Annotated in this window: 26 protein-coding genes; 17 read left to right on the top strand and 9 right to left on the bottom strand. The window is 37.3% G+C overall.

What is annotated here, in order from left to right; genetic code table 11:
- The first annotated feature begins 4 nt into the window (after positions 1 to 4).
- The 11 genes from IPP64_15985 to IPP64_15935 all read left to right on the top strand — a co-directional run bounded on the left by IPP64_15985 (position 5) and on the right by IPP64_15935 (position 5,300).
- On the top strand, positions 5 to 625 hold the full coding sequence (locus IPP64_15985; protein ID MBL0330860.1) for a Crp/Fnr family transcriptional regulator: 621 nt from the start codon (positions 5 to 7) through the stop codon (positions 623 to 625).
- A gap of 72 nt (positions 626 to 697) precedes the next feature.
- Positions 698 to 907, top strand: coding sequence for a DUF2892 domain-containing protein (locus IPP64_15980; GenBank protein ID MBL0330859.1), 210 nt, complete (start codon positions 698 to 700; stop codon positions 905 to 907).
- Between the two features lie 104 nt (positions 908 to 1,011).
- Complete coding sequence (locus IPP64_15975; GenBank protein MBL0330858.1) at positions 1,012 to 2,367, top strand: MBL fold metallo-hydrolase; 1,356 nt, start codon at positions 1,012 to 1,014, stop codon at positions 2,365 to 2,367.
- The gene (locus tag IPP64_15970) at positions 2,364 to 2,567 is read left to right on the top strand and encodes a hypothetical protein (GenBank protein ID MBL0330857.1); all 204 of its coding nucleotides are present in this window, start codon (positions 2,364 to 2,366) and stop codon (positions 2,565 to 2,567) included. The genes IPP64_15975 and IPP64_15970 overlap by 4 nt, the downstream gene beginning before the upstream one ends.
- Before the next feature lies 1 nt (position 2,568).
- Positions 2,569 to 2,853: a rhodanese-like domain-containing protein gene (locus IPP64_15965; GenBank protein MBL0330856.1), complete on the top strand. Its 285-nt coding sequence runs from the start codon at positions 2,569 to 2,571 to the stop codon at positions 2,851 to 2,853.
- 3 nt (positions 2,854 to 2,856) lie between these two features.
- Entirely contained in the window at positions 2,857 to 3,174 is a 318-nt protein-coding gene (locus tag IPP64_15960; GenBank protein MBL0330855.1) for a rhodanese-like domain-containing protein, read from the top strand.
- Positions 3,175 to 3,176: 2 nt separating this feature from the next.
- A complete protein-coding gene (locus tag IPP64_15955) occupies positions 3,177 to 3,620 on the top strand; it encodes an OsmC family protein (GenBank protein ID MBL0330854.1) in 444 nt (147 codons plus the stop codon).
- Between the two features lies 1 nt (position 3,621).
- On the top strand, positions 3,622 to 3,885 hold the full coding sequence (locus IPP64_15950; protein ID MBL0330853.1) for a hypothetical protein: 264 nt from the start codon (positions 3,622 to 3,624) through the stop codon (positions 3,883 to 3,885).
- 1 nt (position 3,886) lies between these two features.
- Positions 3,887 to 4,186, top strand: coding sequence for a thioredoxin (gene trxA, locus IPP64_15945; GenBank protein MBL0330852.1), 300 nt, complete (start codon positions 3,887 to 3,889; stop codon positions 4,184 to 4,186).
- 2 nt (positions 4,187 to 4,188) lie between these two features.
- Positions 4,189 to 4,584 (top strand): DUF983 domain-containing protein, encoded by a 396-nt coding sequence (locus tag IPP64_15940; protein MBL0330851.1) that lies wholly within the window; start codon positions 4,189 to 4,191, stop codon positions 4,582 to 4,584.
- 2 nt (positions 4,585 to 4,586) lie between these two features.
- A complete protein-coding gene (locus IPP64_15935; protein MBL0330850.1) occupies positions 4,587 to 5,300 on the top strand; it encodes a redoxin domain-containing protein in 714 nt (237 codons plus the stop codon).
- Positions 5,301 to 5,379: 79 nt separating this feature from the next.
- Here IPP64_15935 and IPP64_15930 read toward each other — a convergent pair whose 3' ends face one another.
- Together IPP64_15930 and IPP64_15925 are read right to left on the bottom strand one after the other, a co-directional pair.
- Complete coding sequence (locus IPP64_15930; GenBank protein MBL0330849.1) at positions 5,380 to 6,981, bottom strand: S8 family peptidase; 1,602 nt, start codon at positions 6,979 to 6,981, stop codon at positions 5,380 to 5,382.
- Positions 6,982 to 7,177: 196 nt separating this feature from the next.
- Positions 7,178 to 7,588, bottom strand: a complete 411-nt coding sequence (locus tag IPP64_15925) for a BrxA/BrxB family bacilliredoxin (protein MBL0330848.1) — start codon at positions 7,586 to 7,588, stop codon at positions 7,178 to 7,180.
- Between the two features lie 169 nt (positions 7,589 to 7,757).
- Between IPP64_15925 and IPP64_15920 the strand changes: the two genes are divergently transcribed.
- A complete protein-coding gene (locus IPP64_15920; GenBank protein MBL0330847.1) occupies positions 7,758 to 10,694 on the top strand; it encodes an insulinase family protein in 2,937 nt (978 codons plus the stop codon).
- Positions 10,695 to 10,724: 30 nt separating this feature from the next.
- Here the strand turns inward: IPP64_15920 and IPP64_15915 are convergent, their stop codons facing one another.
- Positions 10,725 to 11,171 carry a nucleoside deaminase gene (locus tag IPP64_15915; protein ID MBL0330846.1) on the bottom strand — a complete coding sequence of 149 codons (447 nt, stop codon included), beginning with the start codon at positions 11,169 to 11,171 and terminating at the stop codon, positions 10,725 to 10,727.
- Positions 11,172 to 11,311: 140 nt separating this feature from the next.
- Between IPP64_15915 and aspS the strand changes: the two genes are divergently transcribed.
- Positions 11,312 to 13,087, top strand: coding sequence for an aspartate--tRNA ligase (gene aspS, locus IPP64_15910; GenBank protein ID MBL0330845.1), 1,776 nt, complete (start codon positions 11,312 to 11,314; stop codon positions 13,085 to 13,087).
- 79 nt (positions 13,088 to 13,166) lie between these two features.
- Positions 13,167 to 17,498, top strand: a complete 4,332-nt coding sequence (locus IPP64_15905) for a T9SS type A sorting domain-containing protein (GenBank protein ID MBL0330844.1) — start codon at positions 13,167 to 13,169, stop codon at positions 17,496 to 17,498.
- Between the two features lie 50 nt (positions 17,499 to 17,548).
- Here IPP64_15905 and IPP64_15900 read toward each other — a convergent pair whose 3' ends face one another.
- The 6 genes from IPP64_15900 to IPP64_15875 all read right to left on the bottom strand — a co-directional run bounded on the left by IPP64_15900 (position 17,549) and on the right by IPP64_15875 (position 24,646).
- Positions 17,549 to 18,148, bottom strand: a complete 600-nt coding sequence (locus IPP64_15900) for a hypothetical protein (protein MBL0330843.1) — start codon at positions 18,146 to 18,148, stop codon at positions 17,549 to 17,551.
- 67 nt (positions 18,149 to 18,215) lie between these two features.
- Entirely contained in the window at positions 18,216 to 21,083 is a 2,868-nt protein-coding gene (locus IPP64_15895) for a response regulator (GenBank protein MBL0330842.1), read from the bottom strand.
- Positions 21,084 to 21,198: 115 nt separating this feature from the next.
- Positions 21,199 to 22,359 (bottom strand): 4-hydroxyphenylpyruvate dioxygenase, encoded by a 1,161-nt coding sequence (gene hppD / locus IPP64_15890; protein ID MBL0330841.1) that lies wholly within the window; start codon positions 22,357 to 22,359, stop codon positions 21,199 to 21,201.
- A 42-nt stretch (positions 22,360 to 22,401) separates the two neighbouring features.
- A complete protein-coding gene (locus IPP64_15885) occupies positions 22,402 to 23,559 on the bottom strand; it encodes a homogentisate 1,2-dioxygenase (protein MBL0330840.1) in 1,158 nt (385 codons plus the stop codon).
- Between the two features lie 199 nt (positions 23,560 to 23,758).
- The gene (locus tag IPP64_15880; protein MBL0330839.1) at positions 23,759 to 24,193 is read right to left on the bottom strand and encodes a hypothetical protein; all 435 of its coding nucleotides are present in this window, start codon (positions 24,191 to 24,193) and stop codon (positions 23,759 to 23,761) included.
- Between the two features lie 6 nt (positions 24,194 to 24,199).
- Positions 24,200 to 24,646, bottom strand: a complete 447-nt coding sequence (locus IPP64_15875; GenBank protein MBL0330838.1) for a hypothetical protein — start codon at positions 24,644 to 24,646, stop codon at positions 24,200 to 24,202.
- Between the two features lie 60 nt (positions 24,647 to 24,706).
- Between IPP64_15875 and IPP64_15870 the strand changes: the two genes are divergently transcribed.
- From IPP64_15870 to IPP64_15860, 3 genes are read left to right on the top strand one after another with little or no spacing between them, the layout of a single operon-like run.
- Positions 24,707 to 25,477, top strand: a complete 771-nt coding sequence (locus IPP64_15870; protein MBL0330837.1) for a TatD family hydrolase — start codon at positions 24,707 to 24,709, stop codon at positions 25,475 to 25,477.
- A 31-nt stretch (positions 25,478 to 25,508) separates the two neighbouring features.
- A complete protein-coding gene (locus IPP64_15865) occupies positions 25,509 to 26,534 on the top strand; it encodes a type I asparaginase (protein MBL0330836.1) in 1,026 nt (341 codons plus the stop codon).
- 10 nt (positions 26,535 to 26,544) lie between these two features.
- On the top strand, positions 26,545 to 26,913 hold the full coding sequence (locus IPP64_15860; GenBank protein ID MBL0330835.1) for a DUF3307 domain-containing protein: 369 nt from the start codon (positions 26,545 to 26,547) through the stop codon (positions 26,911 to 26,913).
- Positions 26,914 to 26,925 lie beyond the last annotated feature (12 nt).

The raw sequence follows: 26,925 nt of genomic DNA, 5'->3' as shown, positions 1-26,925 counted from the left end.
AAACATGGAATTAAACGCAATCGCTGAATTTAAATCGTCTAAGGAGTTAAGAGACAAACTTTCTAATTTTGGGTTTACAAAAACATTTGCCGAAGGGGAAGTGATTTTGAATGAAAATGCTTACATCAAAGCCATTCCGATAGTTACAACCGGAAGTATTCGGGTGATGCGCACGGATGATGATGGCAGAGAAATCTTGCTGTATTACATCAAAGCCGGAGAAAGCTGTATCATGTCTTTTTTAGGAGGCATTCACCACGATACAAGTAAAGTGCGCGCGATTGCAGAAGAAGAAACAGAAATTTTATTTATTCCCATCGATAAGGTCAATTTATTAATTAAAGATTTTCCGGAGTGGCTGGATTATATTTTCCGCTTGTATCATAAACGATTTGAGGAACTTTTGGATGTGGTAAATGCCGTTGCCTTTAAAAAATTAGACCAACGTTTGCTCGATTTTATCAAAACAAAGTGCGATCTTACCAACAGTCATACTTTATATGTAACCCACGAACAACTCGCCAATGAGTTGGGTTCTGCCCGTGTAGTTATCTCTCGATTGCTGAAGCAAATGGAGGATGAAGGCCTTGTAAAACTGGGCAGAAATAAAATAACCCTTGTGTAACATTAGTTGCTGTGTAGTCTTTTTTATTGATGGATTTTTGTAGTATAAATCAACCACTAAAATCCTAAAAAAATGAAAAAAAACATGGGAACAGTCGACAAAGTAGTTAGAATACTTGTCGCAATCGTAATTGTAGGTTTGTATTTCGCAAACCTTATTTCAGGAACTATTGCCATCATCCTTTTAATTCTTGCGGGAGTATTTATCCTGACAAGTTTTATGAGTTTTTGCCCGCTTTATCTGCCTTTTGGTATTTCTACCAGAAAAAAGGAGAAGGAATAATTGCCTGTTTTAAGGGCATTGCAACTTAATTTACAGTTGTGTAACAAAAGTGGCTGTGGGGGAATACAAATCGAACGAACTTTGTACCATCAAAATTTAGAAAAATGGAAATCAAACAATTTGAAGATAAAAATTTAGCACACTTTTCGTATGCAATACTTAGCAATGGAGAAGTAGCGTTAATCGATCCGGCTCGTAACCCACAGCCATATTATGATTTTGCGAAACAAAATAACGCAAGAATTACAACAGTCATTGAAACGCATCCACATGCTGACTTTGTGAGTAGTCATTTAGAAATACATACCACTACCGGAGCGACAATTTATGTGAGTAAATTGTTGGGGGCAGAATACGACCACCAAACCTTTGATGATGGAGATGCAATTGTTTTAGGAAATGGTACATTAAAGGCAATCAATACACCCGGACATTCACCGGATAGTATCAGCATTGTAGCGTTAGACGAGACAGGAAAAGAAAAAGCAGTTTTTACTGGTGACACCTTGTTTATCGGAGATTGCGGCCGACCGGATTTAAGAGAACAAGCAGGCGCTATTACAGCGGCACGAGAGGTATTAGCAAAAGATATGTATCATTCACTTCGAAACAAGTTAATGACATTACCCGATGATGTCCTTGTTTATCCGGCTCATGGTGCCGGCAGTTTATGCGGAAAAGGATTGAGTGCACAAAATAGCAGCACAATCGGTGCAGAGAAGATCAGCAATTGGAGTTTGCAAAACATGACGGAAGAAGCATTTGTGAAAGAATTATTAGCAGATCAACCGTTCATTCCTAAGTATTTTACATTTGATGTAGGCGTGAACAAAAAGGGAGCAGATGCTTTTAACAGCAGTGTAGAAAAGGTTGAAATTAGAGAACCAATTACCTGCAAGTCGTGCGCCAATACCCTACATCCTGATGTTGTCATTATTGATACACGACCGGAAGCAGAGTTTAAAAAGAAACATTTGGCAAATGCCATCAACTTGATGAACGACACCAAATTTGAAACGTGGCTAGGGAGTATCGTGAATGCGGATGAACCATTCTATCTAATTGGCGAAAACGAAATGGTTTTAAATCAACTGATTGAACGAATTGCAAAAATTGGTTATGAAAAACAAATTATTTCTGCCTTCTTATTAAATTTTGGAAATGCGGAGATGAATTATTTTGATAGTGAGGAATTAAAAGAAAATGAATCGGCATATACAATTGTTGATATTCGAAACGATTCGGAAGTGAAAGTAAATAAAATATTTTCGAATACCATTCATATTCCATTGCACGAGTTGAGAGAACGCACAAATGAAATACCTTTGCATAAGCCAATTTTGGTGCATTGTGCAGGTGGATACAGAAGTGCTGCAGGAAGCAGTATTTTGAAGTCAAAATTAAAGGGTGCATCAGAAGTATTTGATTTAAGTGAAGCCGTTAAACAATTTCAAAAATGAATTTCATACTAAAACATAAATTTACGATTGCCGGAGTAGCTCTTGGAGCAATAGGCGGATATCTCTACTACTATTTTGTAGGATGCGCCAGCGGAACGTGTGCAATAACGTCTAAGCCATTAAACAGCACACTGTATGGTGGCTTGATGGGCGGATTGTTAGTGAATGTATTTAAAACAGAAAAACCAAAATCAGAATAAAATGAACGTAGAAAAAATAATTAAAGAGAAAAAAGGTACCATTGTAGATGTGCGTACTGTACAAGAGTATCGCGGTGGAAATGTAAAAGGTTCTATCAATATTCCGTTGCAAGAAATTGAGCAACGTATGGATGAATTGAAAAAATTAGAACAGCCACTCGTATTGTGTTGTGCTTCCGGTGGACGAAGCGGGCAAGCGCATAGCTACTTGCTGCACCAAGGCATTGAATGCTTTAATGGCGGTTCTTGGTTGGATGTAAATTATTATCAATCTCAAACACTATAAAATATGTTAAGTACAATTAAACAACTATTTGGTTTAGGTCCCAAGGTGGATTTGTCAGAACTGGTAAAAAATGGCGCAATCATTTTAGATGTGCGCAGCAAAGGAGAATATGCAGGTGGGCATATCAAAGGATCAATCAATATTCCTGTGGATGCTTTAGGGAGCAACTTGAGTAAGTTAAAAGATAAAAACAAACCAATTATTACCTGTTGCGCAAGCGGTATGCGTAGTGCTTCTGCAAAAAGTATTTTGAAATCCAATGGATATACTACCGTTCATAATGGAGGAGGCTGGAGTAGTTTACAATATAAAATCAAATAATTATGGAACCACATTATTATAACGTAGATATTAAATGGAACACCGATCGTAAAGGTGTGATGTGTTCCCCGGAATTAACTTCCAATGCTGGTAGTTGCATTGAAGTGGCAACGCCACCTGAATTTCCGAAAGGAATACCAGGTATTTGGTCCCCAGAACATTTGTTCACAGCAGCTGTAAGCAGTTGTTTGATGACCACCTTTTTATCGATTGCAGAAAATTCCAAACTTCCCTTTATTAGTTTTACCTGTAATTCGAAAGGGAAGTTGGAACAAGAAGGAAAATTTATGATGAGTGAAATTATTCTCGAACCGGTAGTTACTATTTCTGATGAAAAAGATCGCGAGCGTGCCGAACGTGTTTTGCAAAAATCGGAAGCAGCTTGTTTGATCTCAAATTCCGTAAAATCCAAAGTAACAATGCATCCAACTATAATTGTACAATAAGATGAAAGAGAGACTTTTAACCGGCTGGACATTTGTTCGTGTTATATATGTAGCATTAGGAGCGATGGTGATTATGCAAGGATTGGAAAGCGGACAATGGTTGGGTGTCGCTTTTGGCGGATACTTTGCAGCAATGGGTTTATTTGGTTTTGGTTGTGCAGGAGGAAATTGTTACGTAGGAAACTGTACGACAACGCCTGAACAAAAATCGGATGTATCGATAGAAGACGTAAAATTTGAAGAAGTGAAAATTAAATCAAAATAAGATGGCAACAACCTTTTCAGATATTATTAAAAGTGATACACCCACGTTGGTTGATTTTTTTGCTGAGTGGTGTGGCCCCTGCAAAATGATGAAACCTATTTTAGAGGAATTAAAAACAGCAGTTGGTGAGAACGCAAAAATCATCAAGATTGATGTAGATAAAAATCCTCAGGTAGCAAGTGTATATCAAATACAAGGTGTTCCAACCTTGATCTTATTTAAAAACGGAGAAATAAAGTGGAGGCAATCCGGTGTGGTTTCTGCACGAAATCTTCAAGATATTATTAATCAACATTTATAAGGATGTTAAAAAATGTATTTTATTCGACCTTGTGGAATAAATGTCCAAAGTGTCATCAGTCGAAAGTTTTTATTTCAGGCCCTTATCAATTAAAGAAGTTTGATAAGATGAACGAGTCGTGCGAATGTTGCGGATTAAAATATGAGAAGGAACCCGGTTTTTTTCAAGGCGCCATGTACGTTAGTTATGCGCTGATGGCGGGATGGTTTATCATTACATGGGGAGTAGATCGCTTTTTTATTAATGCAGAGATTGGAAGCTACTTAACTTTTTTTATTACTTCCATTATTTTATTCATGCCGTTGACGTTTCGTATTTCGCGTTTATTGTGGCTTAATTTTTTTATCAAATACGACAAGAACTATTCGAAACTAAAACAAAATTTTAAAACACTCTAATTATGAAATCTATTATTGCGATCACTTTATTTACACTGACAACGATTCTTTATAGCTGTTCATCCGGACAATCACAAACGGGAAACACAGCACTTTCGGCAACTGAGTTTGCACAAAAAACAAAAGAGCTACCCTCCGCAAAAATTATTGATGTGCGAACACCCGATGAATTTTCAAAAGGGCATATTCAAAATGCAGAGAATTTTGATTGGAATGGAAATGAATTTGAGAAACAAATCGCAACGTTGGATAAATCAGAACCTGTTTTTGTGTATTGTTTAAGTGGAGGAAGAAGTTCTTCTGCTGCTAACAAAATGCGAGCAGATGGATTTAAACAAGTGTTTGAACTAACAGGAGGAATGATGAAGTGGAGAAGTGCGAATCTTCCTGAAACAACAGATAACGCTGTTGTGTCAGCAGGAATGAATAAAGCAGAATTTGAGAAGTTATTGGCTGGAGATAAAATTGTTTTGGTTGATTTTTATGCCGATTGGTGCGCACCATGTAAGAAAATGAAACCCTATTTGGATGAAATTGCAACGGAGATGGGAAACACGGTAACGGTTATTCGCATCAATGCAGACGATCACAAACAATTGTGTCAAGAGTTGAAAATAGATGGACTACCGGTTTTACAGGTATATAAAAACAAATCACTTTCGTGGACGAATGTTGGTTTTATTGAAAAAGCAGAAGTTGTGAAACAGCTGCAATAGTTTTGGGTTGGGATAGGTTGAGAAAAAAGCGCCAGGTTTTTCATTCCTGGCGCTTTTGATTTAGGGATGTTGCGTATAGCTATTTCTTTTTAAGCAATTCAATCACGGCATTGTTCACATTCACAAAACCTCCGGAGATACACAACTCAGTCATCTTTTTCTTTACAGGCTTCATTTTTTTGCGTAATCCTCTCGGTTCTCTTAATCCCGGAACGTTTACTTTTCCGCTATAAGGAACAACAGTTTTCATTAGGATTGCTCTTACCTCTTCCGCTTTTAATTCAGGAAAATAACTGCGAATGATGGCTGCTGCACCAGCTGTGCTTGGTGATGCCATACTGGTTCCGGATAAACTTTCGTACTTACTTCCCGGTACGGTTGCGTAAACATCTACACCTGGCGCAAACAAATCAACTTTTGTTTTACCGTAATTCGAAAAGCCACCAATAATTTCAGATCCTTTTTTATAACCACTTGCACCAACTTGAATCCAGTTACTTGCAATTCCACCATCGAGGAATTCACGGCTAGGGAACGAAAGTTCAACATCATTGTTTTTGGATTCGTTTCCGGCAGCATGAATTAATAAAACATCTTTTGACAAGGCATATTTAATCGCATCGTCAACCAATTTCTTATCAGGAGAATAATATTTACCAAAGCTCATATTGATAACGGTAGCGCCATTGTCAACTGCATAATAAATGGAGTTGGCTACATCTTTGTCGCGCTCATCACCGTTTGGTACAGCACGCACAATCATAATTTTTACATTGTTGGCAATCCCTTCAATTCCTAAGTTGTTTCCTCTTGTAGCAGCAATAATGCCGGCAACATGTGTTCCATGACGAGCATCAGGTCCTTGCACATGATTGTTTCCATAATACTTTTCAGTAGGGTTGTTTACATCATCTCCCACCATGTAGGTTCTCAACGAATCAGAATCCAACTTGCTGTATTTTACCATTGGTTCAAAATGGTCGATTCCTTCTTTTACTTGGCTTTCAATTTCTTCCGGTTTAACAAGTCCCAATGAAATAGCAGGAATAATTGCTTTATTCAATTGTATTTCCATCTCACCTTCCGGCTTGTAATTTTTAAATGCCTCTTTATTTAAAACACCGTTGTTTTGCTTTTTTACTTTTTGTAAATAGGATTCAACAGCTTTGATGCCTTCCAATTGTTTTTCCTGATTTTTTAATTCAGTGGTAAATTTTTCTTTTAATGTTTTGTATTCTTGATAAGCTTTTAGTTCATCACCTTTCAGCTTCGACTCATCGGTAACATTTTGGTATTTTTTATTTCCTTTTTGAACGATACGCGCCAACTCGGAAGCCTCAAAATTAATGTCTCCGTTTTTATCGCCTAAAAAGCTCCATCCGTTTACATCATCAATGTATCCGTTTTTATCATCATCAATTCCATTGTCAGGAATTTCGTCTTCGTTCTTCCAGATCACGTCTTTTAAGTCTTCGTGATTCGGATCTACACCGCTATCGATAACAGCAACAATCACTGTTTTGGATGTTTTTCCGGTTAACGTTTTGTAAGCTTGTTCCGAACCAACACCATAGGCTTTGTCTTTTTTAGGATCAAGAGTAGGCCAGTTGTCCGGATTTTTTGTCTGTGCATAAATTGCAGTTGTAAAAAGGAAACTTGCAATTAGGAGTAGGTGCTTCATAATTATAATTGGGTTAGGTATACGAAAATATAGATATTTCATCAATTTCTACTCGTTTTTTGTAAGAAAGTGAAAGATAATGTATGAATGGTTAGAGGTATGGATGAATGGCTGCCGTGAATTCGCTTTCAGAAACAAAAAACCCTCTCCTTTTGCAAAGAGAGGGGTTTGACCTGCCGAAAGGCGTATGAATGGATTAACAAAACTCGTCAAATGCCATTTTTAAGTTGTCTGCAATCATTTGTGCACTGCGTCCTTCAATGTGATGACGTTCTACAAAATGCACCAATTTGCCATCTTTAAATAAGGCGATAGCCGGTGATGATGGCGGGTATGGAGCAAAATGTTTACGAGCTTCCGCAACAGCTTCGGTATCAAAACCTGCAAAAACCGTTGTGATTTTACTCGGACGTTTTGTTCCTGTCAATGATAATTTTACTCCCGGGCGAGCAGCTCCTGCGGCACATCCGCAAACAGAATTTACGACTACTAATGTCGTTCCCGGGCTATTGATAGCTGCGTTTACCGCATCAGGGTTTGTTAAATCTTCGAATCCTACAGCAGTCAATTCTGCTTTCATAGGCGATACAATACTTTCTGGATACATAGTTATTATTATTTTCATCCGTCAGGATTTCACTCGGACGGATATGTTTATACTAATTGAATTGTGGGTGCAAATTTACGAAATATGTACTATAAATGATACCCTATTTCAGTAATATATGATTCTAACAATCAAATCAATATATTTGTTCTTCAAAATCTCAAAAAAAATGAAAATAAAAAGCGGAATACTCTTACTGGCGTTACTCTTAACAGGAACAATCCAATCAATTGCTCAAACAAAATTGATTGAAAAAGTGACTCGGAAAGGGTCCGAACTGGTGATTTCCTATGAAAAATATAAGTTGGCAAATGGGTTAACCATTTTGGTGCACGAGGATCACTCCGATCCGATTGTTTATGTGGATGTAACCTACCATGTGGGGTCTGCACGTGAGCAAGAAGGACGTTCCGGGTTTGCACATTTTTTTGAACACATGATGTTCCAAGGTTCTGAACACGTAGGCGATGAACAACATTTTAAAATAGTAAGTGAAGCCGGTGGCACATTAAACGGAACAACCAATTTGGATCGTACCAATTATTTTGAAGTAATGCCTTCGAATCAATTGGAAGTGGCACTTTGGCTGGAATCAGATCGAATGGGATTTTTGTTGGATTCGGTTACTCAGAAAAAATTTGAAGTGCAACGTGCAACCGTTAAAAACGAACGTGGACAAAATTATGATAATCGCCCGTATGGCTTGGCTGGTGAAAAATCATCAGCGGCATTGTATCCAACAACACATCCATACTCTTGGTTGACCATCGGATACATTGAAGATTTGAATCGTGTAGATGTAAATGATTTGAAAAAATTCTTTATGCGTTGGTATGGCCCCAATAATGCTACGCTAACAGTATCCGGAGATGTTACTCCTGAGCAAGTTGTGAAGTTAGCGGAAAAATATTTTGGGCCCATCGTTCCCGGACCGGAAGTAAAAGCACAATCATTTCCTACTGTTGTTTTGGATAAGGATCGCTACATTTCTTATGAAGACAATGTGCGTGCTCCTATGTTAGATTTTGCATTTCCAACAGTTCCTGCTCGTTCACCGGATGAAGCTCCGTTGGATGTGTTGGCAGATGTGTTGGCAGGTGGAAAATCGTCTATTTTTTATCAGAATTTTGTAAAATCGCAATTGGCAATGTCTGCAAGTGCCGGTCATCCAACCGCAGAATTAGCAGGTACTTTTGATATTACTATTCGTGCATTCCCGGATAAATCATTAGCACAAATGGATTCGTTGGTACGTTATTCGTTGTTGGAATTTGAAAAACGTGGTGTAACAGATGAGGATATTAAAAAGTATTTGGCTGGTTTTGAAACACAGATGGTAAACTCTTTGTCTAGTGTACAAGGAAAAGGAGCAATGTTAGCTTCGAACGAAACATTTACTGGTAATCCGAATTACATCACCAAAGAAATTGAACGGTATTCGAAAGTGACCAAGGAAGATGTCATGCGTGTTTACAATCAATACATCAAAAATAAATTCGCAGTTGTATTAAGTGTTTGCCCAAAAGGGAAATCGAACTTGGCAGCAAAGAAGGATAATTATACTCCTCCACAACGCAATGTCAATGCCCCGGAAGGAGCAGAGTATAAAAATTTAGTCTACAACAAAGCGAAAGATAATTTTGATAGAAGCAAAAAACCTGTTGCAGGTGCAAGTCCGGTTGTTAAAGCTCCAGAATATTGGAAACAAAAATTTTCGAATGGAATTGAAATAATCGGAGCGAAAAGCGATGAGGTACCCACAACCACATTTCAGTTGACGATTGAAGCCGGACATCGTTATGAGAAAAAGGAGCAAGCCGGAATTTCATATTTATTAACGAGTGTAATGAATGAATCCACAACCAAACATTCGGCAGAAGAGATAGGGGAATTGTTGGAGAATTTAGGAAGTACAGTTAGCATCGTAAATAATGGGCAAGACATTGTTGTGTATGTTTCCTGTTTAACAAAAAACATTGATGCTACACTTGCAATTGCGGAAGAGATGTTGTTCCAGCCGAAGTTTGATAAAGAAGAGTTTGAACGCGTGAAAAAACAACGCTTGGAAGCGATTGCTAATCAGGTAACGCAAGCCACTACCATTGCAAATAATGCGTATGCAAAACTAATGTACGGGAAAGATCACATCATGGGGATTTCAGCATTAGGAACAAAAGAAACGGTTTCTGCTCTAACGATTGACGATGTTAAAAAATATTATTCAGAAAATATTTCACCGAGCATTTCTTCATTGGTGATTGTAGGAGATGTTTCTCAGGAAGCTATTTTACCGAAGATTGGTTTCTTGAAAAACTGGAAAGGACCGAAAGTGGTGCATGCTCCAGAAGTGGCAACACCAACTATCGATAAAACAAAAATATACCTTGTTAATAAAGACAAAGCACCGCAATCGGAAATTCGTATCGGATTTATGTCGATGCCCTACGATGCTACCGGTGAGTTTTATATATCAACCATCATGAACTTTACATTGGGTGGGGCATTTAATAGCCGCATCAATTTAAATTTACGTGAAGCACATGGATTTACGTATGGTGCCCGTTCCGGATTTTCAGGAAATCAATTTGCTGGTCCATATACTGCTAGTGCAGGTGTGCGCGGAGATGCAACAGATAGTTCGGTTGTTGAGTTTATGAAAGAAATTAAGTTGTTCGCAGAAAAAGGTGTTACGGATGCGGAATTAGAATTTACAAAAAGTTCGATGGGACAAAGTGAAGCGTTGAAGTATGAAACAGCAGGTCAAAAAGCTGGATTTGTAAAACGTATTTTGGATTATGACTTAGACAAAGCATATACAACCAAACAAAATGAAATTTTAAAAGCAATCACAAAAGAAGAAATCAATGCACTTGCAAAAAAGCAATTGCAATATGATAAAATGGCGATTTTGGTGGTGGGTGATAAGTCGAAGATATTGTTGCCGTTGCGCAAGTTGGGCTATGAAGTGATAGAATTGGATATGGACGGAAATGAAATTAAAGGTCCGGATTTAAAAAAGAACGAACTGAAATTGGGAGATCGACCTGTGGATTCGGATCCGAATACAGTAAATCCTCCGCCAAGAAATACTCAAAACCCGAGGTAATTGAATTGTGAAAAAAAGGTGATCCATTGATCACCTTTTTTTTTGAAAAAATGATTTCAAAAGTGTTGTGCTTTCCTCTGCCAGGATTCCCGAAATGATTTGTGTTTTAGGATGAAGCAACGAATTGGTAATCAAATTAAATCCGCGCTTGGTGTCGGCAGCACCATAAACGATTTTTCCAAACTGTGCCCAAGAAATGGCTCCGGCACACATCACACAAGGTTCCAAGGTGACATACAAAGTGCACTCATTCAAGTATTTTCCATTGAGAAAGTTGGCTGCAGATGTGATGGCTTGCATTTCGGCATGTGCCGTTACATCATTCAGTCGCTCGGTTAAATTATGTGCTCGGGCAATGATTTTATTCTGACAAACCACAATGGCTCCAACAGGTACTTCATCGGCATCGTAAGCCTTTTGAGCTTCCTTTAAGGCTTCCCGCATAAAGGATTCGTCACTAAAAACGGTTAATTCCATGCGGTAAAGATAGTGTTCCTAAGCCTAATTTTTATGCCTAAACCAAGCTTTATTTTTAGTAATTTCGCAGAAGCCTAAGGCAAAACAATTTTCAATCCCGATAGTTATCGGGAGTTCAATTTTCAAATTTTCAAATTACTATGTTACGATCACATACATGCGGAGAATTACGAATTTCAAATGCAGGACAAACGGTTACACTCAGCGGATGGGTGCAAGGAGTAAGAGATAAAGGTTCTTTACTTTGGATTGATTTACGTGACCGCTATGGCATTACACAAATTACCATTGAAACGGATAAAGCCTCAAAAGAACTAATTGACGTGGCGCGTACCTTGGGGCGTGAGTTCGTGATTTCAGTTATAGGTACAGTTGCGGAGCGGTATTCAAAATCCGATAAATTACCAACAGGCGATATTGAAATTAATCCGGAAAAAATTGTTGTTATCAACGCGGCTATAACTCCTCCTTTCACGATTGAAGATGAAACGGATGGTGGAGATGATATCAGAATGAAATATCGTTATTTGGATTTGAGAAGAAATTCTGTACGTAAAAATTTAGAGTTGCGTCATCGCATTGCAATTGAAGTACGTAACTATTTAGATAAATTAAATTTTTTAGAGGTAGAAACACCGGTCTTAATTAAATCGACTCCGGAAGGGGCTCGCGATTTTGTGGTGCCTTCACGCATGAACCCGGGTGAATTTTATGCCTTACCGCAATCTCCACAAACCTTCAAGCAATTATTGATGGTAGGTGGTTTCGATCGGTATTATCAGATTGTAAAATGTTTTAGAGATGAAGATTTACGTGCAGATCGTCAACCGGAGTTTACACAAATTGACTGCGAAATGGCATTTGTGGAGCAAGAAGATATCCTAAACACCTTTGAAGGAATGATTCGTCATTTGTTTAAATCCGTGAAAGGGATTGATGTTCCAACACTTTCGCGCATGTCGTATGCGGATGCGATGAAGTATTATGGAAATGATAAACCGGATATTCGTTTTGAAATGAAATTTGTGGAGTTGAATGATATCGTTAAAGGCAAAGAGTTTAAAGTATTTGATGATGCCGGATTGGTGGTTGGTATTTGTGCAAAAGGTGCTGCGGAATATACCCGTAAACAAATGGATGAATTGACAGAGTTTGTGAAGCGTCCACAAATTGGTGCAACCGGTTTAATCTATGCACGCTATAATTTAGATGGAACAATTAAATCTTCGGTTGATAAATTTTACAACGAGGACGAATTAAAAAAATGGGTTGCTGCATTTAATGCACAACCGGGCGATTTAATGATGATCATTGCTGGCGAAGAAAACAAAGCGCGTAAAGCATTATCGGAGTTGCGCTTAGAAATGGGAAATCGTTTAGGGTTGAGAGATAAAAATAAATTTGCTTGTCACTGGATCATTGATTTCCCATTATTAGAATTCAGTGAAGAAGTAGATTCAACCTCTGTTGGAGAAAAAGGTGGACGTTGGCATGCAAAACATCATCCGTTCACATCTCCTAAATTGGAAGATGTATCCTTGTTGGAAACTGATCCGGGAGCTGTTCGTGCCAATGCATATGATTTGGTAATTAATGGTGTTGAAATTGGTGGCGGTTCTATCCGTATACACGATAAAAATTTACAAGCCAAAATGTTCAGCTTGTTAGGTTTCAGCAAAGAAGCAGCCCAAGCACAATTTGGATTTTTGATGAATGCATTTGAGTTTGGGGCGCCTCCACATGGTGGACTTGCTTTCGGATTCGACAGACTTTGTTCATTATTCGGAGGAGCAGATGTAATCCGTGATTTCATCGCTTTCCCGAAAAACAATTCCGGACGAGATGTAATGATTGACTCACCTTCACCTATTTCACAAGCGCAATTGGATGAGTTGATGATTGGGTTGAAGAAATAATAATAAATTCAACAGATATAATTAAAAACCCTTGCTGAAAAGCAAGGGTTTTGTTGTTTTTAATGGTTAAATTTACATAATGAAAAAATTTCTGTTTTTTTGCTCCTTTTTATTTGGCACCTCTGTATCATTGTTTGCACAATGGAATCCTTTAAGTGTTGGCAGTACTCAAGAACTTTATGGCATTCAATATAATTCACCACCTCTTATTTATGTAACAGGTGTAGATGGTTTGATTAAATCAACAGACAATGGATCAACATGGAATACCTTTCCTCTTCTGGATGTAGGAGGAAGTCCTATTTTAGCTAGTATACTTTATGATGTGCATTTTTTTGATGCTTTTACCGGTGTTGCAACCGGTTTGATGGTTAGTGGAAATAATGAAGTAATATTACGAACAACAAATGGAGGAGTAAATTGGTCCACGGTGAGTCTTTATGGAGGAGGAGCATGGCCACGAAATTTGAATGATATAAATTTTCCAAGTGCAACGAACGGTTTTGCGGTAGGAACAAATGGTCGGATTCTTAGGACTTTCAATGCTGGTGCAACATGGTCGTCAAGCCCTTCAGGAACAACACAAGCTCTTACTTCAGTTTGTTTTACAAGTACATCAACCGGATTTGCTGTTGGAAACAATATTATACTGAAAACGATAAATGGCGGTACTTCATGGACGCAAACTAGTATTGCAAGTACTAGTTTCAAATCTGTTTATTTTCCAACTGTAACAACAGGTTATGCTGTAGCAGACAATAGTAAAATATATAAGACAACGAATTCAGGAGCTTCCTGGTCACTGGTTCCAGTATATGGAACTTATTCATTTACGGATGTGTTTTTTACAGCTCAGGATACTGGCTATGCAACATCTGGGAATGTTGTTCTGAAGACAAATAATGGCGGAACACTTTGGGAGGAACAAATAGTAAGTTCTGCAGTCGTGCACAATGGCATCGCTTTCCAAAATAGTACCGATGGAATTCTTGTTGGTAAGAATGGAAATGCTTATAAAACTACTAATTCAGGAGGGGTTTCAGGACCAATTGCTTCTTTTTCTACTTCTACAAGTACTTTTTGCAAGGATTCTTTATTTTCATTTATTAATAATGGCCCTGTTGGTTATTCCTACCAATGGTTCTTTAACGGAGTTTTATTTTCTTCAGCATACAATCCTTCTTTTTCATTTACGAATGGGGGTCAAACAGATACTATTTCTTTAGTTGCATTTAACGGCTCATTATATGATACAGTCTATCAGTATCCTTATGTTCAGCCGGCATTGAATTTTACAATGAGTACAGCAGTGGTAAATGATAGTATTTGTCCGGGTACATCGGCAACATTGCAGGTTGCATCATCAATAGTTGGTGTTACATATAAGTTAAGAAATGGTACCACTCAAATTGGCGTTACTCAAAATGGAACAGGAGGTACACTTTCATTTTCCACAGGAACGGTGGCAAGTACAACTACATTTAATATTCTTGGAACAAAAACAAATGTATGCGGTACTTATCAGCAGGTTAATTATGATACAGTTTATGTTATTCCAAATAATAATTTGTTGCCCGTTTCTGCAACATCAACAATCGTCTGTAAAAATTCTTCAACAACTATAACTGTAGGAAGTTCGAATGTTGGAACAATGTATCAGCTGAAAGTGGGAGCGGTTAACATTGGTCCAGCACTGATGGGTAATGGTTCAACCATTTCTTTCCCGTCTGGAAATTTGCTTTCAACAACAACATTCAGTATTCAGGCAACAAGTTATTTAGGGTGTGTTAGTTTATTGACCAATACTATAACCATTGCGGTTGAAGTTCCTTTGGCATATTTTACTGTTGGATCTTATAATGTTGGAATTGGAGAATTAGTGAATTGTTTTAATACTTCTGTTAATCCGGGAGGAACTTATTCCTGGGATTTTGGTGTGGGAGCGTCAATCCCATCATCTACCTTAATGTCGCCTGTTGCGTTTTCTTATTCAAGTTTAGGAATTAAAGTAATAAAATTAATAGCAGTCGGTCCAAATGGTTGTTTGGATACAGCACAAATTAATGTGAACGTGATCAATTACGATACAACCGGGTCATGCTACATATCACAAATGAATTGCATTCCAAGTATGCCCGTTCAATTGCATGCGGTCGAAAATGATTCCGCTGGCAACTTCTATTGTTTTGGAGATTACTATGGCGGAAATTTGAACTTGTTTTCACCGAATAATACTGACACGATTAAATTACTTCCGGGAGACAATATTTTCGTTTCTAAATCAAATAAGTTTGGTGTTCTTCAGTGGGCATTAAATTCTTCAGGTGCAGGAACCGCAGCAGCGAAAGCAATTCATGTTGACGGTCAGGGCAACGTTTTTGTTTTAGGTTATACGCAATGGGGCCCTGCTTCATTTAATTCGATTGACAATAGCACTGTTGTAGCGGTTCCGGTTGATAATAAATTTCTTTGCAAGTATGATAAAAACGGAATTCTGAAATTTGTGAAATACTTTAACCTTGTGTTTTCTGAAAGAGTTGGTTATTCCGTTAAAACAGATTCCAGTGGAAATATTTATCTTTCCGCACAAAGAAGTTTTTATAAACTCGATCCCGGTGGAAATATATTGTGGTCAAAAACCTTGGATTATTATGGAGATGCAACGGTTGATCCGAATGGAGATTCATACATTGTTTCGGAAAACGGATTGGTTGTGCAAAAGTTTAATCCCATGGGGGTTCTAATCTGGCAAACACCTTTTATACAAGTTGCTCCTCCTGCTTCTTATCCCAAGGTGTGGAGTAAGATCCTCAAAAAAGATGAAGCAGGAAATATTTATGTTTTTGGTAATTTCCAACAAAATTTTATTTTTAACGGTGACACACTTTATAACGCAAATCCTGTTTCTGGGCCTGTGCAATATGATGTGTTTATTGCTAAGTTTTCACCCGGAGGAGTACCTTTGGGTATATTACAAGGAGAGGCTTCATTTAATTCATACATTTCTGGTGCAGCAGTAAAAAATGGACACGCTTATTTGTTAGGATCAGCAAGACCTGGCTTAGGTGATACAATTTCCTTTGCTGGTATTCCAGCTCTTTCTACAGCTACAATTTCATCTGTTTATTCAAATCTTTTCTTGCTTCAGACCGACACTTTGCTGAGACCACAGCATCTGGTTAAGTTGGTAGGTGATATGCTTGGTGATGATGATTTTAACGATGCATTGTCAATTGACTCGAATGAAAATATATATATATCATCCACTTACTCGTATGATTTTACTTTGGCACAAACGTTTGTAGGTTTGGGCGGAGGGTGTTGTAATCCTGGTGCGTTTGCCGCAAAATTAGACACTAATTGTATCTTTGTTGATTATACAAATGTCTGGCCTGGTGATGCAAACAATGATTCTGTTGCAAATAATTTTGATTTATTACCTATTGGTCTGCATTATTCACAAACAGGATCTCCACGATCAACCATAAGCAATAGTTGGCAAGCTTATCCGTCTGCGGAATGGGGCACAACTCAGTCAAATGGTTCAGACATTAATCATGCTGATTGCAATGGTGATGGTATCATCAATGCTAATGATACTTTAGCCGTGAATTTAAATTTTGCATCCATACATGCCTTTGCTCCAGAGCCTTCAAATGATGCAAGATTACTTTCGCCTCCAATGTATTTTTCAACAACAAGCAGTAGTTATCTTCCAGGTGATTGGGTGAATGTTGATGTGATGTTGGGTACATCAGCGCTACCAGTTGAAAATTTGTACGGTATAGCATTTAATATTAATTATGATGCATCAATGGTTCAACCCGGAACAGAAAGTTTGAATTATCCTGCAAGTTGGTTCGCTTCTCCTGGCTTGGACGGTATAAAGCTAAGTAAGATAGTTCCTTTGGCAAATACTGCTTATGGTGCGGAAACGCGTATTGATCATGTGAATACTGATGGTTTTGGAAAGATTGCAACATTCAGATTTCAAGCGCTCAGCACTATTTCTGCAACTACTCCAATGTATTTTTCTTACTCTGGATATACAGCAAATGATTCAGCAGGAGCTAATGTGCTTCTTAGTTTAGAAACAGATACAATTTATATTGTACCATTGGCAACAGCTTTAAATGATACTGAGAATATTAATGGTATCGATGTCTATCCAAACCCGTATTCAGGTTCAACCAATATTTATTATTCGTTGGTTAGAAATTCTAATGTTGCAATTGAAATTTATAATACCATCGGGCAAAAAATCGAAACGATAGTTGATGGTAAGCAGTCGGCCGGTGAATATAAGTACACTTTCAGTGCAAAAGAAAATGGCTACGATGCTGGAATCTACTTTGTGAAATTTATGATTGATGGAAAAACAACAATGAAGAGAATAATAGAAGTGAAATAGTTCTAAGTGATATAAAACAAAAATCCCCTCGATTATATCGAGGGGATTTTTTATTGTGCTGCATCCCAGTTTTGAATGATAGCCACACTATCACTTATTTTGGGCTCAGGTAGCTCTTCTGCAGGATGAGGAAGTTCTTTGAATGACTCCAATATTTTGACAAAATCGGGTTCCAACTCTTCTTTGTTAGATGCGCGTGTCCAAACTAAAATTTGATAAAACTCATAGGGAGTTTCAATCAATCCCAATTTATAATACACTTCATTGTTTTCAAGTTTGCCAGTTACTTCAGCAATCAATGCTTTATGTCCGTCAATTTCCTGACGACCGGGAATACTTACTTTTCCATCTTTGATATTGTCCGCAAAACCTTGGGAGGCAATGTTGTTGAAATAGGTGTCCAAATCATAATCCAGACTATAATCCTGCATGGTTTTCTTTTTCTCATCAATCACCATTGCATACACATCTTTTTCTATGTTTTGATATTGCAACGAAGCATCCTTGTGCAAATCGGTGCAAGGTTGCAGATAATCCGGGATATTCATAGAATATCTGTTATTCACCTTTACTTCAGTAAAAACAGTTTCGTGTTTGCAGGAAGCAAATGCAAAAGGTATTATGAAAAGGAATAGGATGCGATTTAACATTGTCTTGTTTATGTAAGCAAAGTACAGAAAAATAATTGTTAAAAAAAAGCATTCTGAAAGATTGTTTTTAAGTAATCGATTTCAGCTCTTTTTTAATATCATCAATGGTTCTGGATGTTAGTTTGTTCATTTGGCTAAATAATTCAGTTAGTTCAGGTTGCTTTTCTTCTGAAAGACCATCTATTTCTATTCTTTCAAAAATATATTTTAATTCATGAGCACCCACCAATGCAGCCGGACTTTTCATTTTATGAGCTTGTTTACAGATTTGTGGCCAGTTTCTATTTTCGATGAAATCGTTTAATTCTTTCAAATAGTTTGGCATTTCTGCAATATAGGTTTCAAAAATTTCAGTTAAATATTCTTTATCACCTTCTGCGCGACTATGAAGTAATGTGAGGTCGATTGATTTTCCGCTGGTTGTAATCAACTCCTTTGGTATTAAACGAGTTATTTTGACAAATAAATCATTGGGATGAAAAGGTTTTGAAATATAATCATTCATCCCGGCAGAAATACATTTTTCTTCTTCCCCGATTAATGCAGATGCAGTCATTGCAATGATTGGTGTCTTGTTGAGCGGTGCAGGTAGTTGTGTTCGGATGTATTGAGTTGCTTCCAATCCGTCCATCTCAGGCATGGCAATGTCCATTAAAATCAAATGGTGCTGGTGTTCTTTTAATAAGTTGATGGCTGATTTTGCATCGTCCGCTACACTTACATCGACATTCCATTTTTTTAATGTCAAAGACGCCACTCGTTGATTCACGCGATTGTCATCCACCACTAGAATTTTGATTTTTGATAGATTGACACTCTGGTGAACCGTTTCGGTCGTTTTTTGTTCTTTTAACTCTTTCGCTTTTTTATTCGTTTTCACAAAGTCGAGAAAGAAAACAAATACGGAGCCTTCATTTACCTTGCTGCTAACAGAAATAGTTCCTCCTTGTTGCTCAATAATTTGCTTGGCAATGGTAAGCCCTAATCCTGTTCCTCCATACTTTCTGGTGGTTGTAGCGTTTACTTGTGTGAAACTCTCAAAAATTTTATCTAATTTATTATTTGGAATTCCAATACCGGTATCGTGTACGGAAAAAAGCAGTCGTACTTTTTTGCCATCGTCTTTTAAAAGTTTTACATTGATTTTAACTTCCCCTTTTTCAGTAAACTTGATAGCATTCCCAGCCAGGTTTAATAAAACTTGGTTTAATCGTACCGGATCTCCGGCCAGAACATTTGGAATTTTTTCGTCAATGCTGGAAATTAAATGAATGTTTTTTTCAGCTAAACGGTATTGTAGTGTAAAGATTAAGTTTTTACACAAGTCGTTTAAGCTGAAAGGAATCATTTCAAAAGCCATTTTTCCGGCTTTTATTTTCGATAAATCCAATAAGTCGTTAATGATCACCAATAAATTATTGGACGATTCTTTGATTGCCAACGCGTATTCTAATTGTTCGTTGGTAAGATTGCTGTCCAACAATTGGCTGGTCATTCCAATGATTCCGTTCATCGGAGTACGAATTTCATGACTGGTGTTTGCCAAAAATTGCTCTTGCATTTCTTTTGCAAGTACTGCCGCCTCTTTTGCTTTTAATATTTGTGCTTCTGCTTTTTGTTTTTCGCGGTAGCGGTAGTAAAGAATAACGAGCAATGAAAAAATTCCGATGATGGCAGCAATTAGAAAGTTACGTTGTGTATTTTGTGTTTTGATTTTTTCTTTCTGAATTTCGGTATTCTTTCTTAAAAGTTCAATCTCTTGATTTTGTCTTTCAAATTCAAATTCAGCTTGGAGGCGGGCAATGTTAATGGCAGAGTTCTCATTGAGGATGCTGTCTTTGTATTTAGCATACAATTCTTGGTATTCCAATGATTTTTTGAGGTCATTTTTCGATGCGTAAATATCTGACAGGATTTGGTAATTGTCGCGGAGGTAACCGATTAATTGTTGCTCTTTTGCAAGCTCAATACTTTTGTTAATGTGAAAAACTGCTTTGTCGTAATTTTTAAGTGCATGGTATATTTTTCCGAGCAGCCGATGTGTATTTTGAATCCAGTTTTTATCTCCCGCTTTTTCATATTTATGCAGCGCTTCTTCATAAAAATGGATGGCTTTAAATGGAAAATTTAATCGCTCATACGCCTCACCCATATTCAAAAAGTTAAGACCTTCTTGTCGTGGTAATTTATATTCACGTGATAACTTTAAGCCCTTTAAGGAGTAGTTGATAGAATAGAACAAATAGTTTTTGTTGTTCGTTTTGCTACCTAAAATATTATAGGCATCCGCCATGTTTGCATAGGAGTTGATGATTTTCGGGATATCATTTATTTGCTTCGCAATATTGAATGCATTGGTGTAAATATTGATTGCTTTGAAAAAATAACTGGTGTCGTTCAATTCGTTTCCAATATCCATGGTACGATTGGCAATGCGGTTCAATGCGATAATGCATTGGTCGTAATCTTTGTGTTGATAATAGAGGTCGTATGCGTTTTGATAATTTTCAATGGCTTTTTGATGGTTTTTTAGTGTTGAATGCACATTTCCCATGTTTAAATAACATCTGGCAGTGGCAGTAGGATCTCGGTTTTCCTGCGCAAGATGGAGGGCATCACGCAATACAATCAATGCCTGAGAAAACTTTCCGCTGTTGTTTTCAAGCATTGCCAGTGAATTCATCCCTTCAATAATCCCATGTGTGTATTGTATTTTTTTTGAAAATTCAATGGATTGTTTGGCGTATTCGTAAGCTTTGGGTACATTAAAATTGATATATTCTACAGAGAGTTCAACCAATGCATCGGCTTTCGTTTTTTTATTGTTGGTAGCAGAAATTACTTTTTGAAGGGAGTCAACAGCCGGATTCTCCTGCGCATGAACCTGCGAAAAAGAAATAATAAAAACGAATAGAAGGGCGAAAATCGACTTCATGAACTTACTACAAATAGATTACTAAAATAGGCATTTTGCAGGAAATAAGACAATAAAAATGCCCCATTCAGTTGTAATTGAACGGGGCATTTTTATTGCTATTTTGTGCTATAAACTACAACGTTCCTCTCTTCGCTTGTTCTCTCTCAATTGACTCGAACAATGCTTTGAAGTTTCCTGCACCAAAACCTTTGGCACCCATACGCTGAATAATTTCGTAGAACAATGTCGGACGATCTTCTACCGGTTTGGTGAAGATTTGTAACAAGTATCCGTCTTCATCAGCATCTACTAAAATGGATAATTTTTGAAGTTGTGCGATATCTTCTTTCATCATATCGCGGTGAACTCCTAAACGTGCTGGAATTTCATCGTAATACGCTTGTGGTGGTGGTGGTAAAAATTCCACGCCTCTTGCTTTTAAATCTGTCACCGTTTTGATGATATCGTCTGTTGCCAACGCTAAATGTTGTACGCCTGAACCTTCATAAAAATCAATATATTCTTCAATTTGTGAACGTTTGTTACCTTTTGCTGGTTCATTGATTGGAAATTTAATTCGACCATTCCCATTGCTCATTACTTTACTCATCAACGCAGAATATTCTGTATGAATTTGTTTGTCATCAAATGAAAGGAAGTTTACAAATCCCATTACATCTTCATACCATTTCACCCAGGTATTCATTTGGTTCCAACCCACATTACCAACCATGTGATCAATAAATTTTAAACCGATTGGTGTTGGGTTGTAGTCGCTTTCCCATTTTTTGAATCCCGGTAAAAATTCACCTTTGTAATTTTTACGTTCTACAAACATGTGTACGGTTTCACCATACGTGTAAATTCCTGCACGTACTACTTCTCCGTTTTCATCTTTTTCAACGGTTGGTTCCATAAACGATTTTGCGCCTCGTTTGGTGGTTTCTTCCCATGCTTTGCGAGCATCTTCTACCCAAAGTGCAATTACTTTTACACCATCACCATGTTTTTTTACGTGTTCGCCAATTGGTGAATCGCTTACTAATGCTGTTGTTAAGACCAATCGGATTTTGTCTTGTTTTAATACATACGATGTGCGATCCTTCAATCCTGTTTCCAATCCTGCATACGCATGAGTTTGAAAACCAAAAGCAGTTTTATAATAATGAGCCGATTGTTTTGCGTTGCCCACATAAAATTCTACATAATCGGTTCCTAATAATGGAAGAAAATCTTGTGCTCCTTCAAATATTTTTTCTAAACCGTACTCTACATTTTTTACTTCTTTAGCCATTTCTCTTTAATTTATAATTCTAAATTTATAATACATATTTTTTTACTCTGTCCAGCTCTTATAGTACTTTCCATCATCAATGCCCATTGCGGCTTCAGTAACCATCAATGGTTTAAACGTATCTACCATCACCGCCAACTCTTGTGTTTCTTTCTGACCGATACTTCTTTCATACGCTCCAGGTGCGGGGCCATGTGGAATTCCTTTTGGATGCAACGTAATATGTCCTTGTTCAATATTATTTCTGCTCATAAAATCACCATCTACATAATACAATACTTCATCACTGTCGATATTGCTATGGTTGTAAGGTGCAGGAATTGATTTCGGATGATAATCGTATAAACGTGGACAAAATGAACACACCACAAACGTTGAAGTTTCAAAAGTTTGATGCACCGGAGGTGGTTGGTGAACACGTCCTGTTATCGGTTCAAAATTGTGAATGCTGAAACCATAAGGGAAATTGTATCCGTCCCAACCAATAACATCAAATGGGTGAGTAGCGTAAACAACTTCGTGTATCATTCCTTCTTTTTTAATCTTGATTAAGAAGTCACCTTTTTCATCAAACGTTTCTAATTCGTTTGGTAATTTAAAATCACGCTCACAAAATGGGGAGTGTTCTAATAATTGTCCAGACTCATTTTTATAACGTTTAGGGGTATAAAAAGGAGCATGCGATTCCACATAAAAAATACGATTATCGGATGTTTCGAAATCAATTTGATAAATCATTCCACGCGGGATGATAAGATAGTCGCCATATTCAAAGAAGATGTTTCCCATCATGGTGCGTAATTTCCCTTTTCCTCTGTGGATGAACAACATTTCATCTGCATCTGCATTTTTATAAAAATACGTGCGCAAGGATTGTTGAGGAGCCGCTAAACCAATGATACAATCGGAATTCACAAGCATGTCTTTTCTGCTTTCTAAAAAATCAGCAGCAGGTTTTACTTCAAATCCTTTTAATAAAAGTGCTTTGATGTTTTTGTTGATTGCAATTTTCGGAGTAACATCATACGATTTCAAAATTTCTTTTACTTGTGTCGGGCGGTGAACCTGATACAATAAAGAAGAATGACCATTAAATCCTTCGGTTCCGAAGAGTTGTTCATAATACAATCCGCCTTTCGGCTTTTCAAATTGTGTATGACGTTTTTGAGGGAATTCACCCAATTTATGATAGATTGGCATTATAAATAAGTTAAAAGTTAAAATGCTGGAAAATAGATGTTTTTTGTACGAAGTACAAAAACGATGAGGAGCGTATTCCTATTCAGGATTACGTTTGGTAATTTGTTTGATATCGATAATAAGGGCTTTGCCGATAGTATTCATAAAACAAATCTAATAAATAAAACGGAGATTAAAAAGTAAATTTTTTGGTAATCCTTTATGGTACCAAATGGTATTCTTTTGTCCCATTTGCATCGGTATCCACATACCAGAGTTCAGCCTCTTTAAGGCGTAGAATCTCATGGCGAGCTACTGATCCGGAACCGTTTGTAGGGTTTGTTTCAAAAAAATCGTCATTGTCGGTAAAGCGCCAAGTTCCGGATTCGTTGTAGTCGACTACTCCAAATGCTTTATATTTTAGTGAGTATCCACCTTCTTTATCAATGGTGATGATTGCCCCTTGAAAAACATTGTTAAAGTCGGCTGTTTTGTCCACTCCATTTTCTTGGTAGGTTTTAACGTGCCAGGTATTTGCTAATCGTTGTTTTCTGGACAGCAGACTGAATCCCGGTCCATCAGGATATTTTTTACAACTGTTTAAAAATGGAATTGTCATAAAAAGGACAATTAAAAGCGGAGCAGATTTTTTCATGTTCATTTAATTTTCAGTATAAGGTAAAAAATGATATTCAACTAATGAGTCGTTGGATAGGCGCTCTTCGAGCCACAACGATTTGTTTTTTAATCGTAGTATCTTATATGTTTTTGTTTTTACGGTGGAAGTTGAGGGTGTTACTTCAACTTCTTCTTTATCGTTCACAAATTTCCAGGTTCCTGAATATTCGGGAGTGGCCCATATCCAGTTTGACAATTCACTGTATTGAAATTCCCCGGATTGAAAGAAGATGAGTTTCTCGCGAACAACTAGTTGACGGTATTCTGTGGTTTTGTCTTTGCCATTTAAATAATAAGTATCCACTTTCCAAATATTAGCGATTCGTGCTTTTTTGGACAATAAACTCATAGCAGGACCATCTTCATATTTTTTGCAAGAGGCAAAAGAAATGAAAAGAATAAAAAGAGATAGTTGAGCTAGGTGTTTCACGTAAACAAAGATAAAGAATATTGTAGTATTCGGAAGATTGAAAATGCTTATTTTTGAGAAATGATTGTGACCGACACCCATACCCATTTATATTCAAAGGAGTTCGATGCCAATCGGCAAGAGCTGATTCAGAATGCAATTGATGCAGGGATCACCCGAATGTTTATGCCCAATGTGGACAGTGAATCAATTGCCGGAATGTTTCAAGTAGAAAAACAGTTTCCGAATCATTGTTTTGCGATGATGGGCTTACATCCTTGTTCGGTAAATGCAACCTATCAGCAAGAATTGCAGGTAGTGGAGTACTGGCTGGCTAAACGGAAATTTGTAGCTATCGGGGAAATCGGAATTGATTTGTATTGGGATAAAACATTTTTTGAACAGCAGCAAGATGCCTTCCGCACACAAATTCAATGGGCAAAAAAATACAATTTACCCTATGTGATACATTCGCGAAATTCGTTTGATGAAGTGATGGAAATTGTCAATGAATTTAAGGAAGATCGTATCAAAGCCATATTTCATTGCTTTAGTGGAAATGTCACTCAAGCAGAGCAAGTGGTTGAGTTGGGAACTTTTAAACTAGGAATAGGAGGAGTCGTGACCTTTAAAAATTCGGGATTGGATAAAGTAGTAGAAGCGATTGATTTAAAACATTTGGTGTTGGAAACAGATGCGCCTTATTTGGCTCCGGTTCCACACCGCGGAAAAACAAACCTTCCTGAATATTTAATACTGATAGCCCAAAAAATTGCTGAAATAAAAAACATAAGTCTGGAAGAAGTAATTGAGACCACAACAAAAAATTCCATAGAAGTTTTTGGTTGTTAGAACTACCATTTATAGTCAACACATTTAAAGTATGAGCAAAAGTAAAGTATTATTAATCTACACCGGTGGAACAATCGGCATGATGCAGGATGCAAAAACCGGTCAACTGAAACCATTCGACTTCAAGCAACTTACAGATCAGATTCCGGAGCTGAATAAGTTTGATGTTACATTGTCTGCTGTTTCATTTGCAAATCCAATCGACTCCAGCGATATGCAACCTGCAGTTTGGGTGGATATTGCAAAGATGATTGAAAAGAACTACGACAAGGTAGATGGTTTTGTTGTTTTGCATGGAAGTGATACGATGTCGTTTACTGCTTCTGCATTGAGTTTTATGTTGGAGAATTTGAACAAGCCGGTGATACTTACCGGTTCACAATTGCCAATAGGGATGATTCGCACGGATGGAAAAGAGAATTTAATTACAGCAATTGAAATTGCAGCAGCAAAACATAAAGGAAAACCGGTTGTTTCAGAAGTATGTATCTATTTTGAATATCAATTGTATCGAGGTAACCGAACACATAAGTTTAATGCAGAACATTTTCAAGCATTTCAATCGGCAAATTATCCCGTGTTGGCCGAAGCAGGTGTACATTTAAAATACAATCAAAGTGCATTGCAAAAAGGAAATGGAAAAAAATTAAAAGTGCATACAACACTCGTTTCAGATATTGCTATTTTGAAAGTATTTCCGGGGATTACTCAAAATGTGGTAGATGCAATTTTAAATACCAAAAATATAAAGGCGGTTATTTTAGAAACCTTTGGTTCCGGAAATGCCAGCACCCAAAAAGGATTCATTGATGCCTTGAAAAAGGCAATCGACAAAGGAATTGTTATTTTGAATGTAACACAATGCAATGCCGGAAAAGTAGAGCAAGGCAAATATGCAACCAGTGCCGCCTTTAAAAAAATTGGTGTTATCGGAAGTTCGGATATTACTTCGGAAGCAGCAGTTGCTAAATTGATGTTTGTACTTGGCGCCACTTCCAATAAAAAAGAAATCGAAAAATTATTGCAGAAAGATTTGAGGGGCGAAATGACTGTTTAATTTTATTCAAATGATAAAATTGCTTTTTTTGTTGATGTTGTGTCATTGGTTGGCCGACTTTACCCATTTGTCTACTCCATGGATGCTAAGAGCGAAAGCAATCGGCAAGCCTTTATTCCCAATTTTTATTCATGCTTGCGTTCATGGCACGTTGATGTGTATTGTTCTTTTGTTTTTTGCACCGATTAAAACCGTTTTGATATTAACAGCCTTTCAAATAGGAACACATTTTTGTATTGATGTATTGAAAGGGAAGCTGAATGTTTGGTTTTCTTTGGCAGATGCAAAAAATTCTTACCATTGGTGGGTGTTCGGGTTGGATCAAATGGCACATCAAAGTGTAATTATTTTGATGGTTGTAGCTGCAAGAATTATTTAAGACTTGAGTCCC

This window comes from Bacteroidota bacterium (genome assembly GCA_016722565.1).
Taxonomy (GTDB): domain Bacteria; phylum Bacteroidota; class Bacteroidia; order 2-12-FULL-35-15; family 2-12-FULL-35-15; genus 2-12-FULL-35-15.
This window is presented reverse-complemented; position numbering and strand designations above follow the sequence as displayed.

Excerpts from the sequence above, each read along its gene's own strand:
- IPP64_15930 (MBL0330849.1), bottom strand. The coding sequence starts at position 6,981 with ATGAAGCACCTACTCCTAATTGCAAGTTTCCTTTTTACAACTGCAATT.
- hppD (MBL0330841.1), bottom strand. The coding sequence starts at position 22,359 with ATGGCTAAAGAAGTAAAAAATGTAGAGTACGGTTTAGAAAAAATATTT.
- trxA (MBL0330852.1), top strand. The coding sequence starts at position 3,887 with ATGGCAACAACCTTTTCAGATATTATTAAAAGTGATACACCCACGTTG.
- IPP64_15925 (MBL0330848.1), bottom strand. The coding sequence starts at position 7,588 with ATGTATCCAGAAAGTATTGTATCGCCTATGAAAGCAGAATTGACTGCT.
- IPP64_15955 (MBL0330854.1), top strand. The coding sequence starts at position 3,177 with ATGGAACCACATTATTATAACGTAGATATTAAATGGAACACCGATCGT.
- IPP64_15860 (MBL0330835.1), top strand. The coding sequence starts at position 26,545 with ATGATAAAATTGCTTTTTTTGTTGATGTTGTGTCATTGGTTGGCCGAC.
- IPP64_15870 (MBL0330837.1), top strand. The coding sequence starts at position 24,707 with ATGATTGTGACCGACACCCATACCCATTTATATTCAAAGGAGTTCGAT.
- IPP64_15985 (MBL0330860.1), top strand. The coding sequence starts at position 5 with ATGGAATTAAACGCAATCGCTGAATTTAAATCGTCTAAGGAGTTAAGA.
- IPP64_15900 (MBL0330843.1), bottom strand. The coding sequence starts at position 18,148 with ATGTTAAATCGCATCCTATTCCTTTTCATAATACCTTTTGCATTTGCT.
- IPP64_15965 (MBL0330856.1), top strand. The coding sequence starts at position 2,569 with ATGAACGTAGAAAAAATAATTAAAGAGAAAAAAGGTACCATTGTAGAT.
- IPP64_15935 (MBL0330850.1), top strand. The coding sequence starts at position 4,587 with ATGAAATCTATTATTGCGATCACTTTATTTACACTGACAACGATTCTT.
- IPP64_15920 (MBL0330847.1), top strand. The coding sequence starts at position 7,758 with ATGAAAATAAAAAGCGGAATACTCTTACTGGCGTTACTCTTAACAGGA.
- aspS (MBL0330845.1), top strand. The coding sequence starts at position 11,312 with ATGTTACGATCACATACATGCGGAGAATTACGAATTTCAAATGCAGGA.
- IPP64_15950 (MBL0330853.1), top strand. The coding sequence starts at position 3,622 with ATGAAAGAGAGACTTTTAACCGGCTGGACATTTGTTCGTGTTATATAT.
- IPP64_15885 (MBL0330840.1), bottom strand. The coding sequence starts at position 23,559 with ATGCCAATCTATCATAAATTGGGTGAATTCCCTCAAAAACGTCATACA.
- IPP64_15880 (MBL0330839.1), bottom strand. The coding sequence starts at position 24,193 with ATGAAAAAATCTGCTCCGCTTTTAATTGTCCTTTTTATGACAATTCCA.
- IPP64_15940 (MBL0330851.1), top strand. The coding sequence starts at position 4,189 with ATGTTAAAAAATGTATTTTATTCGACCTTGTGGAATAAATGTCCAAAG.
- IPP64_15980 (MBL0330859.1), top strand. The coding sequence starts at position 698 with ATGAAAAAAAACATGGGAACAGTCGACAAAGTAGTTAGAATACTTGTC.
- IPP64_15960 (MBL0330855.1), top strand. The coding sequence starts at position 2,857 with ATGTTAAGTACAATTAAACAACTATTTGGTTTAGGTCCCAAGGTGGAT.
- IPP64_15975 (MBL0330858.1), top strand. The coding sequence starts at position 1,012 with ATGGAAATCAAACAATTTGAAGATAAAAATTTAGCACACTTTTCGTAT.
- IPP64_15865 (MBL0330836.1), top strand. The coding sequence starts at position 25,509 with ATGAGCAAAAGTAAAGTATTATTAATCTACACCGGTGGAACAATCGGC.
- IPP64_15915 (MBL0330846.1), bottom strand. The coding sequence starts at position 11,171 with ATGGAATTAACCGTTTTTAGTGACGAATCCTTTATGCGGGAAGCCTTA.
- IPP64_15895 (MBL0330842.1), bottom strand. The coding sequence starts at position 21,083 with ATGAAGTCGATTTTCGCCCTTCTATTCGTTTTTATTATTTCTTTTTCG.
- IPP64_15970 (MBL0330857.1), top strand. The coding sequence starts at position 2,364 with ATGAATTTCATACTAAAACATAAATTTACGATTGCCGGAGTAGCTCTT.
- IPP64_15905 (MBL0330844.1), top strand. The coding sequence starts at position 13,167 with ATGAAAAAATTTCTGTTTTTTTGCTCCTTTTTATTTGGCACCTCTGTA.